At 59.8% G+C, this 12,843-nt stretch carries 16 protein-coding genes; 12 read left to right on the top strand and 4 right to left on the bottom strand.

What is annotated here, in order from left to right:
- The first annotated feature begins 190 nt into the window (after positions 1-190).
- Both NGK62_RS16565 and NGK62_RS16560 read left to right on the top strand, forming a co-directional pair.
- Positions 191-613 carry a MarR family winged helix-turn-helix transcriptional regulator gene (locus tag NGK62_RS16565; RefSeq protein ID WP_223296479.1) on the top strand — a complete coding sequence of 141 codons (423 nt, stop codon included), beginning with the start codon at positions 191-193 and terminating at the stop codon, positions 611-613.
- 26 nt (positions 614-639) lie between these two features.
- Positions 640-1,599 (top strand): YeeE/YedE thiosulfate transporter family protein, encoded by a 960-nt coding sequence (locus tag NGK62_RS16560; protein ID WP_004099025.1) that lies wholly within the window; start codon positions 640-642, stop codon positions 1,597-1,599.
- Between the two features lie 38 nt (positions 1,600-1,637).
- Here NGK62_RS16560 and NGK62_RS16555 read toward each other — a convergent pair whose 3' ends face one another.
- Positions 1,638-1,997 (bottom strand): DUF6314 family protein, encoded by a 360-nt coding sequence (locus NGK62_RS16555; RefSeq protein ID WP_166479491.1) that lies wholly within the window; start codon positions 1,995-1,997, stop codon positions 1,638-1,640.
- Positions 1,998-2,287: 290 nt separating this feature from the next.
- Here NGK62_RS16555 and NGK62_RS16550 point away from each other — a divergent pair, with 290 nt between their 5' ends.
- Positions 2,288-2,776: a YkgB family protein gene (locus NGK62_RS16550; protein ID WP_004099027.1), complete on the top strand. Its 489-nt coding sequence runs from the start codon at positions 2,288-2,290 to the stop codon at positions 2,774-2,776.
- A 557-nt stretch (positions 2,777-3,333) separates the two neighbouring features.
- On the top strand, positions 3,334-3,828 hold the full coding sequence (locus NGK62_RS16545; protein ID WP_004099028.1) for a MarR family winged helix-turn-helix transcriptional regulator: 495 nt from the start codon (positions 3,334-3,336) through the stop codon (positions 3,826-3,828).
- A gap of 396 nt (positions 3,829-4,224) precedes the next feature.
- Here NGK62_RS16545 and NGK62_RS16540 read toward each other — a convergent pair whose 3' ends face one another.
- The 3 genes from NGK62_RS16540 to NGK62_RS16530 are packed head-to-tail and all read right to left on the bottom strand — an operon-like array spanning position 4,225 to position 7,078.
- Positions 4,225-5,250, bottom strand: coding sequence for a zinc-binding alcohol dehydrogenase family protein (locus tag NGK62_RS16540; protein WP_004357654.1), 1,026 nt, complete (start codon positions 5,248-5,250; stop codon positions 4,225-4,227).
- Positions 5,250-5,813 carry a peptide-methionine (S)-S-oxide reductase MsrA gene (gene msrA, locus NGK62_RS16535; protein ID WP_011191350.1) on the bottom strand — a complete coding sequence of 188 codons (564 nt, stop codon included), beginning with the start codon at positions 5,811-5,813 and terminating at the stop codon, positions 5,250-5,252. The genes NGK62_RS16540 and msrA (NGK62_RS16535) overlap by 1 nt, the downstream gene beginning before the upstream one ends.
- 32 nt (positions 5,814-5,845) lie before the next feature.
- Positions 5,846-7,078 carry a bifunctional alpha/beta hydrolase/OsmC family protein gene (locus NGK62_RS16530; protein WP_004357650.1) on the bottom strand — a complete coding sequence of 411 codons (1,233 nt, stop codon included), beginning with the start codon at positions 7,076-7,078 and terminating at the stop codon, positions 5,846-5,848.
- 228 nt (positions 7,079-7,306) lie between these two features.
- Here NGK62_RS16530 and NGK62_RS16525 point away from each other — a divergent pair, with 228 nt between their 5' ends.
- The 8 genes from NGK62_RS16525 (at position 7,307) to NGK62_RS16490 (ending at position 12,824) form a co-directional block, all read left to right on the top strand.
- Complete coding sequence (locus NGK62_RS16525) at positions 7,307-8,182, top strand: LysR family transcriptional regulator (protein WP_011191349.1); 876 nt, start codon at positions 7,307-7,309, stop codon at positions 8,180-8,182.
- 146 nt (positions 8,183-8,328) lie between these two features.
- Positions 8,329-8,772 carry a peptide-methionine (R)-S-oxide reductase MsrB gene (msrB, locus tag NGK62_RS16520; RefSeq protein ID WP_004099035.1) on the top strand — a complete coding sequence of 148 codons (444 nt, stop codon included), beginning with the start codon at positions 8,329-8,331 and terminating at the stop codon, positions 8,770-8,772.
- Position 8,773: 1 nt separating this feature from the next.
- Complete coding sequence (msrA, locus tag NGK62_RS16515; RefSeq protein WP_004099036.1) at positions 8,774-9,313, top strand: peptide-methionine (S)-S-oxide reductase MsrA; 540 nt, start codon at positions 8,774-8,776, stop codon at positions 9,311-9,313.
- A 132-nt stretch (positions 9,314-9,445) separates the two neighbouring features.
- Positions 9,446-10,150 (top strand): glutathione S-transferase N-terminal domain-containing protein, encoded by a 705-nt coding sequence (locus NGK62_RS16510; RefSeq protein ID WP_004099038.1) that lies wholly within the window; start codon positions 9,446-9,448, stop codon positions 10,148-10,150.
- A complete protein-coding gene (locus tag NGK62_RS16505; RefSeq protein ID WP_011191347.1) occupies positions 10,147-11,115 on the top strand; it encodes a magnesium and cobalt transport protein CorA in 969 nt (322 codons plus the stop codon). The genes NGK62_RS16510 and NGK62_RS16505 overlap by 4 nt, the downstream gene beginning before the upstream one ends.
- A gap of 91 nt (positions 11,116-11,206) precedes the next feature.
- Positions 11,207-11,779, top strand: a complete 573-nt coding sequence (locus tag NGK62_RS16500; RefSeq protein ID WP_004099040.1) for a hypothetical protein — start codon at positions 11,207-11,209, stop codon at positions 11,777-11,779.
- An 87-nt stretch (positions 11,780-11,866) separates the two neighbouring features.
- Positions 11,867-12,316, top strand: coding sequence for a hypothetical protein (locus NGK62_RS16495; protein WP_004099042.1), 450 nt, complete (start codon positions 11,867-11,869; stop codon positions 12,314-12,316).
- Between the two features lie 79 nt (positions 12,317-12,395).
- A complete protein-coding gene (locus NGK62_RS16490; RefSeq protein ID WP_018429625.1) occupies positions 12,396-12,824 on the top strand; it encodes a RidA family protein in 429 nt (142 codons plus the stop codon).
- Positions 12,825-12,843 lie beyond the last annotated feature (19 nt).

Below are 12,843 nucleotides of genomic sequence, written 5' to 3'. Positions count from 1 at the left end.
GAATCTGTCATAGATGCATGCGGCGGTCATACATTTTCACACGCTTGAAGTCTATGCGCGAAGCATATATTCTTGCGGTATGGAGCCTGAGGTCGCCAAGTACCATTTAGGTGCACTCGCGTTGGCCGTTGCAGACAGCATCGCCAGTGTCTCGGCCTCGTTTTCACCAAGCGGCCCGGGGACCGCCGTGATGGTGTTACTCAGCATGGAGCCCGGACTGCCGATCAGCGTTTTGGCTACCTCGATCGGGCTTTCTCATGCCGGGACGGTGCGATTGATCGATAGGCTCGAGCGCGAACAGTTGGTGGAACGACGAAGACAAATCACCGACAGGCGGGCGCGCTTCATTCACCTCACCAATTCGGGGAAGAAGATAACGGACGCCTTGCTCAAGGCACGGGAGCAGGTGATCTCCGAATGTATTTCGCCCCTGTCGCCCAATGACCTCGACATTCTAGGCATGCTGTCGGAGCGGCTCCTTGTGGCAAACGGCTTCGACAAAGATGGCTCGGTCAGCCTTTGCCATCTGTGCGGCTACAGCAGGATCGCGCCTTCCCGTGGTAAAGCTAAGCCGGGGCGCTCGCCACGCTGGAACGTCGCATCAGAAGGCTGACGATATGATCAGGCAGGCTTGAAATAATGGGATCGTTTGCGCTCGAACTTCTTCTATGCGTACTTGCCTTCGGGTTCGGATATGCGGCGAACCAAGGCGGAACCTGTTTAGTGGTGGCCGCTCATGAGTTACACAGAAGACAGCCGCCGAAAATGTTCGTCGGATTTCTCGCAGCGTCGGCAGCGGCAGGCCTGGTTGCGGTCCCGATAGTCTGGACGGGAACACTGGGCGCAACACTCGCACCCTCGACCAGCATCAATTTCCTCCTGCTCATCGGCGCCATCGCCTTCGGCCTCGGCGCACTCATTAATGACACATGCCTGCTCGGATCGCTGGCGCGGCTTGGGGATGGGGAGATGCGACTTCTAGCTCTACCCTTGGGATTAACGATTGGTATCTTGGCTGCCGACCATGGCAGGTTCGGCTACGATTCAACATGGCCAAGCTTAATCTCCAAACCGAGCGCAACAGGCCTCGTTACTCTCCTAGCCTTCCTAGTTGTGCTCGTGCTGGCACTCGTTTTCGTTTCCACGAAGAGCGTTCTGCGAACAAAGCCGGGTTGGTCGTTCGGCGCTTCGATGATTGGACTCGGTATCACTGGCGGACTTCTATATGCACTCTCGCCGGCCTGGACCTTCGCAGACGTGATTCAACGCGCCCTTCCTCTCAGAATGTCCCCGGCCGGCGAGGTCGCGCTCACTGCGGTGATCTCTTCGATCGCAGGCGCCCTAACCGCCTCCTTTCGCCAAGGCAATCTGCGTCTCCAACTGCCGACAGCCAATGGCATTCTGCGATCTGTCGTCGGCGGCACATTGATGGGTATCGGCATCGCGCTCATACCCGGCGGGAATGATGGGTTGATCCTCGCAGCGGTTCCGACTCTTTCACCTGGTGGGATAGTCGCCTACCTTCTGATGACGACGACAATCGTCTTCGGATTTGCAGCGCGTGGTAAGTTATTCCGGCGCTGCCTTTCACGGCCATGATAAGGGCAACAGAGGACTTGCCCTCCTGACATGAGCATTTATCCCGACCGGGAATATCGGCTGACTAGCTCGTATGCCTTTGCAGGCCCTTGGACCATGATGACCACTTCAAAGGCCGCCGGCCCCAGAATCCTGTAGGTTGCATGGTAGGTGTCGTCTCCGCAGGCATAGACGCCACTCGCTTCCAACCCGGTATCCGTCCGCGAGAAACTCAAGCTGAGGAACTGCGTCCCGATATGAGGTCCGTCTGCGAACTCGACGACAACACTGTCCTCGCTCAAGCGATAGCGATACTGCCGGCACGCGGAGAATACTCTGCCATCTGCCAGTGAGAGAATGCCGCTCTCTCGATAAGCGAGCGCGCCTTCGCCGATCGCTGCTACGATTTCGGTGGGCATGGTTATCTCGTCCAGGGCCGCGTCCATCCGTACAGGCTGGACGTTTGCCAACGGGCTATAGGCCCACCCGGAGCGCCAGCCCCATCAAGTCAAAATCCCGCAAAGGTCGCGCGTTTGCTGGGTAAAGGCATCGCCGATGAGGATGGCTTCGTGAGGCAGCGAAGCGCGAGCCAGCCGCTCGACATATCTCGCTTATTAGTATATGCGTCGCGCATATACTGCAACGCCTGCCCGAAGCACGTAGACGACGTTCGTGACGTTCCCACGGGACCACTGTTGAGGAATTTTAGATGAGCATTTTCGACCGTTATGAATTTCTTGTCCCCGAGCACGGTCGGAGGGATCTTGGCCTGCTTAGATGGGCTCTCGTGATCGTATTTCTGTGGTTCGGCGCGATGAAGTTCACAGCGTACGAGGCCTATGGTATCGCCCCGTTTATCGAACACAGCCCGATCATGAATTGGCTCGGCATGTTCGGGACGCAGGGGCAAAGCTATTTCATCGGCGTTATCGAGTTATCGACCGGTCTCGTTCTGATCCTTGGTGCATTTCGTCCACTCTTCTCTGCGCTAGGCGCACTAATGTCAGCAGCGACCTATCTGATCACGCTGACCTTTTTCATCACCACTCCAGGTGTCGCGGAGCAGACTGCCGGCGGCTTTCCTGCGATTTCGGCTGCACCAGGGCAGTTTCTACTGAAGGACGCAGTTCTGCTAGCGGCGTCCCTCGTGCTGCTGCGTGCTTCGGTCCGCCACAGAGGGGCGCTTGTGCTCTCGTGACTGTGGTCCTCTCGTGACGGCGGGCGTGCAAATCCTGCAGAACCTCCGCGGGGCATGGATGCTCCGTCGCGATATCGAGCCCGGAGGCGCTCAGCTGCATGGCGACGCGGTCTTCGCCCGTTTCGCCGCAATCCCCGACGTCGTGGAGCACGGACTGTTCCTCAATGGGATTGATACAATCGTGATCGCGCGCGGTGACACGATGGAAGTGCGACGCCGGGGGCAAGCTAGGTCTCGCTGATCTGCACCTGCGCGGCCTGGATGACAGCGCTGACGCGGAGTGATTCTCGGGCGCGACCTACGGCGATTCCGAGCGAAAAGGCTTGCCCTATAGCCGCCAGGTATCAACGGTTCCGCGGCCTTAACGAGCCGGACCCGTTTTTTTCGGCGCGCTCGATCAGTCGAAATCCTCCGAAACCCTTCTAAAACAGGACATTTTCCACAAGCCGCGCGGAGGAAGAGGACCACGGTATGGCTTGCTGTCTATGCTCCGCGCACATATAGATGTGGCAATGGATGGACCTCGAGATCGAAACATTTTCGGGGCGTTCGCACTCATGATCAGCGACGACATCGTTCGCGCTAGTTCATCGCGGGCGCCGGAAGCTGGACCCGCCGCCTCAGCGCTGGCGTTGCTCGCGCACAAGCCCGGGCTCTCGATCCGTATGCTTGCGATCGGGGTGGGCCTTTCACATGCTGGAACTGTTCGCCTGGTGGATAGATTGGTAAGCGAGGGATTGATCGAGCGTAGGGAGCATTCGACAGACGGGCGCGCGCGATCCCTCTATCTTACTCCAACTGGCAAGGTCGCGAGCGACGAGGTCCTGGCCTCGCGCGATCAAGTGATTGCCGAAGGGCTATCGATCCTTAATCCAGACGAACTGAAAACCTTATCGGACATCGCTGAACGCGTTCTCCGAAATCGCTTGGAAAACCTCGAGCAGTCATACCGCATCTGCCGCTTGTGCTGCTACGAGGGCTGCACGAACTGCCCCGTCGATGCCGAATTGCATGAGCGAGGTGTGGACCGCGAGAAGAACGACGACGCGTAGGAGACTCGCAATTGCGGCAGCTCAACGCTGCTCAGATGGCGGGGCTTCATAATGTCAGCGAGCCTACCATCAGCCGCATTCTTTTGGCTACGCGTCAAGCCGGCCGATCGGGCATGGCGGTCTCATTCTAATATGTCGGTGATCGCCCCACTTTTAGCCGCTCAATTGATCGGAACGCGGTTTCGGAAGCGGCCGTTCAAACCACTCGCTGCATTCCCATTTCTCTATGTCCGATAGGTAGTTTCGGGGAAAAGCAGTCGGGAACAGGTTTCGGGAACGCATGCTCCGGCAGGAGCGCAGCGCGCGTCCCAAACGCGTTTTCCCGGTAGAGCTTCCCAATCGGCAAAGTGCGGGCCACCTCAGACTGCGAACGCGAAAAACCGCCTGGCTGGTCACTCAAGGCAGGGTAACGACGATTTTCGCTGCGGATACACCCGCCTTCAGGGCTTCCAAGGCAGCCTGGAGCATTTCAAGGCCCTGGCCCACGATCTTCGCCGGAGGGGCGGGGACGAACGTGCGCGCCGCGAGAGCCTGCGGCAGGAATTCGCGGTAGATCATTGGACCAACCTCGTCATCCTTGAGGCTCGTCCCGGAGATGTGCGTCGCCTCGACTCCAAATGAACGCTCGTCGGGCGGGGCCAGCGTCGCTGCCACCCGGCGCGAGCCCTCGCATCTCGCAACTACGGCAAAACAGTCTTTCATGTGACCGGTCGCGTGAAGCGTTCCAGCGAGACTGCGCCCGCGCATTGCCTCAATCACGTCTTCCACGATGGCTGGACTCGAGTGGTCAAGAACCTCGCTTGCACCCAGCTCCTTCAACAGGCCGACGTTGCGCGCCGAAGCGGTGGCGACGCACCTGTAGCCCGACGCCACCGCGAGCTGGATGGCGTTGCAGCCAACGCTCGACGATCCACCCCAGACCAGAACGACCTCTGGACGCGCGGTCGGCGAGTGTAACGGTGGCGCGAGAGCCAACTGTGTCCGTCCGTAGAGCCCGCTTGCGGCGGTGCCAAGGCCAAGCGGGAGGACTGCCGCATCAGCGAAGGCAATGTTGTTGGGGATCGGCGCCGCCATGTGGTCCAGCACGATCGTGTGGTGCTGGAACGCACCCTGCGCAGGTTGATTTACGGTTGTCCCGACCGCCTGTCCGATGACTCGATCGCCGACCTTGAACCGCTCGACCGCGCCACCGACCGCCGCGACCTCACCGGAGACGTCGCTGCCGAGAATCGCGGGATAGTCGAGCCATGGCAAAAGCGCGACGTCCTGCAGAATCCAGTCGAGTGGGTTGATCGCGATGGCCGCGTTGCGGATCAATATCTCGTTCGCCGCCAGATGCGGCAGAGCGGTGACACCGATCCTCAGTGGCTGCCCCGGCGCTTTCTGCCAGGCGGCCTGATTAGTCACGGTTTCGGTCATCATCAACTCTTTCTGTCAAGTATTACAGCTGGGCGTTCGTCTGAGCGGTCCAACCGCCAGGTCGGGCGCACGAAGTGGCAGCTATAGCCCCCAGGATAGCGCACCAGGTATTCTTGGTGCTCTGGCTCCGCCTCCCAAAAGGGTTCTTCTGGGTTGATCTCCGACACGACCGGGCCTGGCCAGCTTCCTGATGCCTCGATTTCCGCGATGGTTGTGAGGGCGACTTCCTTCTGCACTTCGGTGGTGTAGAAAATCGCCGATCGATAGCTCGGACCGACATCGCTGCCTTGTTGCTCGTAGGTCGTGGGGTCATGTATCTGGAAGAAGAGTTCCAAGAGCGAGCGATAGGCGAGAACGGAAGGGTCGAAGGTCACTTCCACTGCTTCCGCATGGCCGTAATGTCTCGCGTAGGTCGGATCAGGCATTTCTCCGCCTGTGTAACCGACACGCGTCGAAATGACTCCCCTGGCTCGGCGCAGCAAATCCTCCATGCCCCAGAAGCAGCCGCCTGCGAGAATTGCTCGCTCTGTCGCGGCCGCCCTATTGCCGGTAGGCGATTGGCTCACAGTCCGTTCGCCCTCCTCCGTGTGCGCCACGGTCAAGCCAGCCTCGCGGGATCCGCAGCCTGACTGGCGCTCAAGAGCTCGGTCTGCACGTCCGAACCCCGGATGAGACTCAGATCGACGGGACACCGATCAGCGATCGCGAGGATCCGAGCGCGCTGATCATCACTCAGCGGCCCATCGAGGACAATGGTGCGGGTGAACCGGTCGGGTGGCATCATGTCCGGCACCTTCTCGTGCTGCACGGTCGTGCTCGCCCGTTCGAGCGGAAAGCCCTTGCGGTTCGCATAGAGACGCATCGTCATCACCGTGCAGGCTGCGAGGCCGGCAGATACGAGTTCGTAGGGAGATAGTCCGGTCCCGAGGCCACCGACCGATGCTGGCTCGTCGGCGAACAGAGTGTGCTCGCCGCTGCGGACCTTGAGCTGGAACGTCCCTGCAAGAGTTTCGGTGGAGACGACGCCCTCCGCAACCTCGACCTGCGGAAGATCCGCGCTGAGTGGTGGGAGAAAGCGGCTCGCCCAAACCGCCACCATGGCCGCGGCGTAGTTCGCGTCCGCGACGTCGGTGAGAAGGTGATCCGCGTTGTCGAGCGAGATGAAGCTTTTAGGGTGCCTGGACGCGACGAAGATGCGCGACGCGTGGTCGATGCCGACCACCTGATCCAGCGGAGAGTGCATGACCAGCACCGGCCGTCGCAGGGAGGCAATGGCCTTCTCGACGTCGATCCCCTCAACCGCCTCAAGGAACCCTCGGCGAATGAGGAAGGGCCTACCGGCAATCTCCACCGAGGCCTCGCCCTCGCTCGCGATGGTGTCCAGATCATTCGGTCCGAAGAGGCGCAAGATATGCTGAAGGTCGGCCGGCGCACCAATCGTCGCTACCGCCGCAATATCAGGCATGTCGGCGGCGGCTACGATCGCAGCGGTGCCACCCAGGCTGTGCCCGACGAGGAGGGACGGTGACATGCCCGCCGCCGCCATCGCATTTGCGGCGGCCCGAAGGTCCTCGACGTCCGACGCGAAGTTCACAGGTTCTCCCGTCCCACCGCCGATCCCGGTCCCGGCGAAATCGAACCTCAAGACCCCGATGCCCGCACGCGACAGCGCGCGCGAGATGTGAACAGCGGCGCGACTGTCTTTCCCGCACGTGAAGCAGTGGGCGAAGATCGCCCAGCCCCGCGGCGTCCCTTCCGGCGGTTCGAGGTGCCCGGACAGCGGAGAGCCAGCCCCACTGACAAACGTAAATGATCTTCCTGCCATGTCCATCAAACCTCCAGCACGCGGCTTGGCGGTTGCGCTCTCAGAACCTTCGACGGAGCTGAGCGGAGCGCACCGCCAACCGGTAATCGTCATCTCAGGCTATCATTTATATGTCTGGCGCATATAGACAAGCCCCTATACCATGATTATATGCGCCAAGCATACTTCTGCGACCTGCTTTCCAAAGGCGGTCTCACGGAAGAGGTATCAGTCAGGCGCGTGGGCCAAAGGACTATGGAACTCAATCAAGTCAGCTATTTCATCAACTTGGCCGAGACGCTGAATTTCACAGCGGCCGCTCGCTTGAGCGGTGTGTCACAGCCAAGTCTGACCCGCGCGATCCGCCGCTTGGAAGATGAGCTTGGCGGGCCGCTGATCTATCGCGACGGGAAGAACAGCCGCCTGACTGGCCTTGGCCATGACGTCGAGGCAGAATTCCGGCGCATGGTGGTCGCGATGAAGAGCGTTCGCAATCACTCGGAGCACTGGGCGATGGGGGGGCACCGCGTGCTGGATGTCGCCGTCGCGCCCACCGTCGGACCAAAGGAATTTACGGCATTCTTCGAGAGCGCATTGGCGGAGATGCCATCCATCGAAATCAAGCTGCACTCGCTCCAGTCGAACGAGGACACATCGGAGGTGCTTTCAGGAAAATACCACGCGTGCATCATGCCGCGTGAAACAAGACCGGAACGCAAGCTGGATGTGCATCCTCTATTTCGGGAGCGCTTCGTGCTCGGCTGTTCTGCAAACCATCCCTTGGCTGCCAACGAGATCGTGCGCGGCGAAGACCTGCTCGAGTTTCCTTTCGTCGATCGCCTGAAATGCGAGTTTCGCGATCGGATCCTCGATCACTTCGCGCGACGGGACTTGCTCATGCGACCTCGCTTTCGATCAGATCGCGAGGACTGGGTGCAACGGGTCGTCGCTGACGGCCACGCCATATGCATTCTTCCGGAACGATCGCCGACCGTGCAAGGCCTCGTCACTCGGCCGATCGACGGATTTGTCTTGGAGCGCGAAGTCGTGATCGCGACAGTATCCGGCTCCACGGCAACGGTCGAGATACGGAACATCGCGCAGCTGGCAGCCCGGTATGAGTGGAACTGAATCACGACGTGAAGAGCTTCGGCGCTATGGAAACTATACGCGCAGCGTATTGGATAAATCTGGGGCGCACTGCTATAGTCGGCGCAATGACTGCAAAGATAAATGACAGTGTGTCGAGCTCTCTAGATTAATTATTGGAGACTATCATGAAGTTTGAGAAGTCACAGGCAGCAGTTGACCGCCTGACCCCCGAGCAACGCCGGATTACCCAGGATTCGGGGACCGAAAGGCCCTTCACGGGTGAGCACAACGACAACAAGGAGCCTGGCATCTACGTCGACATAGTGTCGGGAGAGCCGCTGTTCGCTTCAACGGACAAGTTCGATTCGGGTACTGGCTGGCCCAGCTTCACCAAGCCGATCGTTCCGGCAAACGTGAACGAGGTGCGGGACAGTGCACACGGCATGGTCCGGACGGAGGTCAGGTCGGTACACGCCGACAGCCATCTGGGCCACGTTTTCCCGGACGGTCCTTCCGACCGCGGCGGTCTGCGCTACTGCATCAACTCTGCGTCCCTTCGCTTCATCCCGCGCGACGAGATGGAGTCCGAGGGATACGGTGAATATCTCGATCAAGTAGAGGAGGCTTAACATGCATCAGCGCGCTGTTCTCGCAGGAGGATGTTTCTGGGGCATGCAGGATCTGATCCGCAAGCGGCCCGGCATCATCTCGACCCGTGTGGGTTACACGGGCGGCGATATTCCGAACGCCACGTATCGTAATCACGGCACGCATGCCGAGGGGATCGAGATTGTCTTCGACCCGACAGTGACGAGCTACCGGCACATCCTGGAATTCTTCTTCCAGATCCACGATCCGACGACGCTGAACCGCCAGGGCAATGATCGTGGGCTCTCCTACCGGTCGGGCATCTATTATGTCGACGAGGAGCAGAAGCGCGTCGCCGAGGATACGATCGCCGATGTGGATGCCTCGGGGCTGTGGGATGGCAAAGTGGTGACCGAGGTCCAGCCGGTCGGCGAGTTCTGGGAGGCCGAGCCCGATCACCAGGATTATCTGGAGAAGCGGCCGGGCGGCTACACCTGCCACTTCGTCCGTCCCGACTGGGTTCTTCCAAAGCGGCATGAGGCCGGCGATGTGAGCCCTGCGGCCGGGGCTGCAGCGGAATAGGCTTCGCTGCCGTTAGTGCCGCGCCGATCCGGTTCGCAACCTCCGACGACCGCGTCAATCGACGCGGTCGTCGAACCCGGCCTTGAAGCAGATCATTCCATTCAGCCGCCGTCGCAGTGCCAGGATCCAGATATGACAGACCTCTCCTCCTTTCCCATCACGCAGCGCTGGCCAGCATCTTATCCGGATCGCTTGCAACTATACGCGGCCCCCACGCCCAACGGCGTCAAGGTCTCGATGATGCTGGAGGAGACTGGCCTGCCGTATGAGCCCCACTTCGTCGACATCTCGAACAACGAGTCGAAGGATCCAGCGTTCGTGTCGTTGAATCCCAACGGCCGCATACCCGCGATCATCGATCCGGCTGGCCCTGACGGCCAGCCCATTGGCATATGGGAAACCGGTGCGATCCTCATCTATCTGGCCGACAAGACGGGGCAGCTCATCTCAACAACACCCGCCCAGCGGTACGAGACTCTGGCCTGGGTGTTCTTTCAGGTGTCGGGCGTTGGGCCGACCTTCGGACAGCTAGGCTTTTTCCTGCGATTTGCCGGCAAGGACTATGAGGACAAGCGACCTCGGCAGCGCTTTGTTGATGAATCCAGGCGTCTTCTCGGGGTCCTGGATCACCGGCTGGAGGGCCGCGAATGGATTGTCGATGATTACTCGATCGCGGACATTGCGACGTTTGGCTGGGTGAATGCGCTGGTCGAATTCTACGCAGCGGGCGACATCCTCGGCCTAAGCAGCTATTCGAACGTGCAGGCATGGCTCGAACGCGGGCTGGCGCGACCGGCTGTACAGCGTGGCCTGCGAATTCCTGCGAGGCCTGCATGACCATTATCGCCGCATATTATTACAACGAAGGTAAGCGAGTCCGTGAAATCAGGCTCGATGAGCACGTCGAACTAAACGAGAATCGCTCGGGCTTCTGCTGGATCGCGCTTAGCGAGCCCACCGCAGACGAACTCAGCGCGATCCAGACGACGTATAACCTCCATCCTTTGGCGATCGACAACGCCATGCACCCGCTGTGCCCGCCCAAGCTCGAGGTCTACAACGATGAGTTGTACGTCGTCGCCCAGACCGCCGAGCTGGTCGGCGACCGGATCAGCTACGGCAAGATGGCGATCTTCACCGGTCACAATCACCTTATCACCGTGCGGCACGGCAATGCCGGAGCGCTGGGCAAACTTCGGGAGCAACTCGAGGCATCGCCGACGCAGTTCGGCAAGGGTGTCGACTATGTGCTGCACGCGATCTTGCACCGAGTGGTCGACCAGTATCTGCCCATCTTCGAAATGATCGAGGACGACGTCCTGGCGATGGAGCGACGGTCGCTGCACGATTTCCTCGGGCCAGAAGAGGTGGCGCGAATCTTCGAACTAAGGTCCGAACTCACGCGGTTCCAGCGCACGCTCGGGGCTATGGCCGAGCTGGTGCGAAAGCTCGTTCGCGGCCACTTTCCCTGCATCAGCGCCGAAATGACACCATATTTCCACGACGTCGCGGACCATGTCCACCGCGTGCAGTCCATGGTCGACGGCCTCCTGCTTATCCTGTCCACGGTCTTCGAGGCCAGCAGCCTTCTGGAAGCGCAAAGGATCGGTGTGGTCACTCGCCAGCTCGCGGCCTGGGCGGCGATCTTGGCGGTCCCGACGGCGATCGCCGGAATATATGGCATGAACTTCAAGCACATGCCGGAACTGGACACGCCATATGGCTACTTCGTCGTGCTCGGAGTGATAGCGGTGTTCTGCCTTCTCCTATTCATGCGCTTCAAGAAGGCCAAGTGGCTATGAGTAACGCACTTCGCGAGCTTCTCCGTCCGCCGAGTCACAGCGCGCTTTGTGCGCGAGCGTGTCCAATCCAGTTCAAGATGAAGGTGCTTCCATGACCTCCCAGGTGACCGACGTTCTAGAAGCAGTCCAGTCATTCATCGCCAAAGGCTATGACCGCGAATACCGCGTCAAGGACGGCAATCTCGTCGATCTCGAACTAGGGTCAACCCTCGATGCATGCAGCATTCGCGTCGATGCGGCGTTGCGCCTCGAGAGCGGGGACGACGGCGAAGATGCCTCCAACATCTACGCGATCACCGATCCGGCGACAGAGCATAAAGGCCTGTTGATCGACGCCTTCGACGTGTTCCACGAAATCTGCCCCCGCGACTTGTCCGAGCGCCTTGTGGCGCATCGGGAAACAGCACCGGCAGGTGACCAGGACGCGCCGAGCAAGCACGGACTACGGAAAGTCTACAAGAGCGAGTTTCACAGCGATCCCGAGCGTTACGTTCTGCGCGAGGGCTTTCCAGACTTCCCGCCATGCCCTTTCGGCCAATCCTTCAGCATCCTCGGCTTCGATACCGCCGAGCAGGAATATGTCTGGCTCGTCACGAGCATCATTCGAGATCCTCGGCTGATCAGGGTTCCATACCAGGGCGAAGACGTCATCAGCGACGAATAGCGGTGTCGCTTAGCCGGAAAGGCTGGCCTTCCTGGCCCACACATCTGCAGGCTGAACTTTAAGAACATCGAAAATTAGGAGGTGATTATGGACTGGAACAAGGACCACATACGAGAAACTATGCTCTTGCTGGAGACAGCAGCGTTGCACAGCGCTCGCGAAAACTACCTGGACTATGTCTCTACCGCTCGGCTCGATCGGAGCGAACCGATCGAAAACGACGAACTAGCTCAGGCCGAGGTCGCGAGCGACTTCGCTGAAGCGCTCGATGACACGCTCCATGACTACGCCAATAAACTCGAAAAGCTCAGGACGATCGATTTCGGCCCCAAGTTGGCCGTCAACGAAGGCGCTGTCGTCAAGCTGTCCGGCCGCCACTTTGTGATCGCGGTGTCAACGAGCAAGTTTACCTGTCAGGGGCGTGAGCTCATGGGCATTTCCACGATGGCGCCGATCTTCGAAGCGATCGAGGGTGCCCGAGCCGGGGAGACCGTGCAGTTCAACGGCCGGGACCTCACCGTAGAAGACGTGGAATAAAGCCCTCCACCGCAGCCGGCGCGCTAGTGCCGAACGCCCTGCATCTCTTTCTGCATGCATACGGTCACTTGCAGCCGCGTTGACCTGGCTCATCAAAGGCAAACTCATGACAACACCTTCATTCTTCATCACCCCCGGATACGGGACGCGCCTGCATGACGCGCTTCATTATTCTCAGGCAATGCGCATTGGTGACCGCGTGGAGATCTCCGGACAGGGCGGATGGAACGACGATCTCGTCATTCCGGAGTCGATTGAGGAAGAGATCGAGCAGGCGTTCAAGAACGTGGAACGGACGCTCGCGACCGCCGGAGCACGCTGGCCGCATGTGGTCCACGTCAATTCCTATCACGTCGGTGGATTCCCTCCCGTGATCAACGAAACAATGGCCAAGCTGTATCGCCACTACATGCCCGACCGCGCTCCAATCTGGACGCAGTTGGGAATCGAAGCGCTGGGGCTTCCAACCATGCGTATCGAAATTCGCGTAACAGCTATCATCGCCTGACCCCGCGGTTCGTGCAGGC

Origin of the sequence: Achromobacter sp. Marseille-Q4954 (assembly GCF_943737025.1) — a bacterium.
GTDB lineage: Bacteria > Pseudomonadota > Gammaproteobacteria > Burkholderiales > Burkholderiaceae_B > Achromobacter > Achromobacter bronchisepticus_A.
Note: the sequence above shows the minus strand (reverse complement) of the source record. Positions and strands in the feature narration are given on the sequence as shown.

Excerpts from the sequence above, each read along its gene's own strand:
- NGK62_RS16565 (WP_223296479.1), top strand. The coding sequence starts at position 191 with ATGGTGTTACTCAGCATGGAGCCCGGACTGCCGATCAGCGTTTTGGCT.
- NGK62_RS16560 (WP_004099025.1), top strand. The coding sequence starts at position 640 with ATGGGATCGTTTGCGCTCGAACTTCTTCTATGCGTACTTGCCTTCGGG.
- NGK62_RS16555 (WP_166479491.1), bottom strand. The coding sequence starts at position 1,997 with ATGCCCACCGAAATCGTAGCAGCGATCGGCGAAGGCGCGCTCGCTTAT.
- NGK62_RS16550 (WP_004099027.1), top strand. The coding sequence starts at position 2,288 with ATGAGCATTTTCGACCGTTATGAATTTCTTGTCCCCGAGCACGGTCGG.
- NGK62_RS16545 (WP_004099028.1), top strand. The coding sequence starts at position 3,334 with ATGATCAGCGACGACATCGTTCGCGCTAGTTCATCGCGGGCGCCGGAA.
- NGK62_RS16540 (WP_004357654.1), bottom strand. The coding sequence starts at position 5,250 with ATGATGACCGAAACCGTGACTAATCAGGCCGCCTGGCAGAAAGCGCCG.
- NGK62_RS16530 (WP_004357650.1), bottom strand. The coding sequence starts at position 7,078 with ATGGACATGGCAGGAAGATCATTTACGTTTGTCAGTGGGGCTGGCTCT.
- NGK62_RS16525 (WP_011191349.1), top strand. The coding sequence starts at position 7,307 with ATGGAACTCAATCAAGTCAGCTATTTCATCAACTTGGCCGAGACGCTG.
- msrB (WP_004099035.1), top strand. The coding sequence starts at position 8,329 with ATGAAGTTTGAGAAGTCACAGGCAGCAGTTGACCGCCTGACCCCCGAG.
- msrA (WP_004099036.1), top strand. The coding sequence starts at position 8,774 with ATGCATCAGCGCGCTGTTCTCGCAGGAGGATGTTTCTGGGGCATGCAG.
- NGK62_RS16510 (WP_004099038.1), top strand. The coding sequence starts at position 9,446 with ATGACAGACCTCTCCTCCTTTCCCATCACGCAGCGCTGGCCAGCATCT.
- NGK62_RS16505 (WP_011191347.1), top strand. The coding sequence starts at position 10,147 with ATGACCATTATCGCCGCATATTATTACAACGAAGGTAAGCGAGTCCGT.
- NGK62_RS16500 (WP_004099040.1), top strand. The coding sequence starts at position 11,207 with ATGACCTCCCAGGTGACCGACGTTCTAGAAGCAGTCCAGTCATTCATC.
- NGK62_RS16495 (WP_004099042.1), top strand. The coding sequence starts at position 11,867 with ATGGACTGGAACAAGGACCACATACGAGAAACTATGCTCTTGCTGGAG.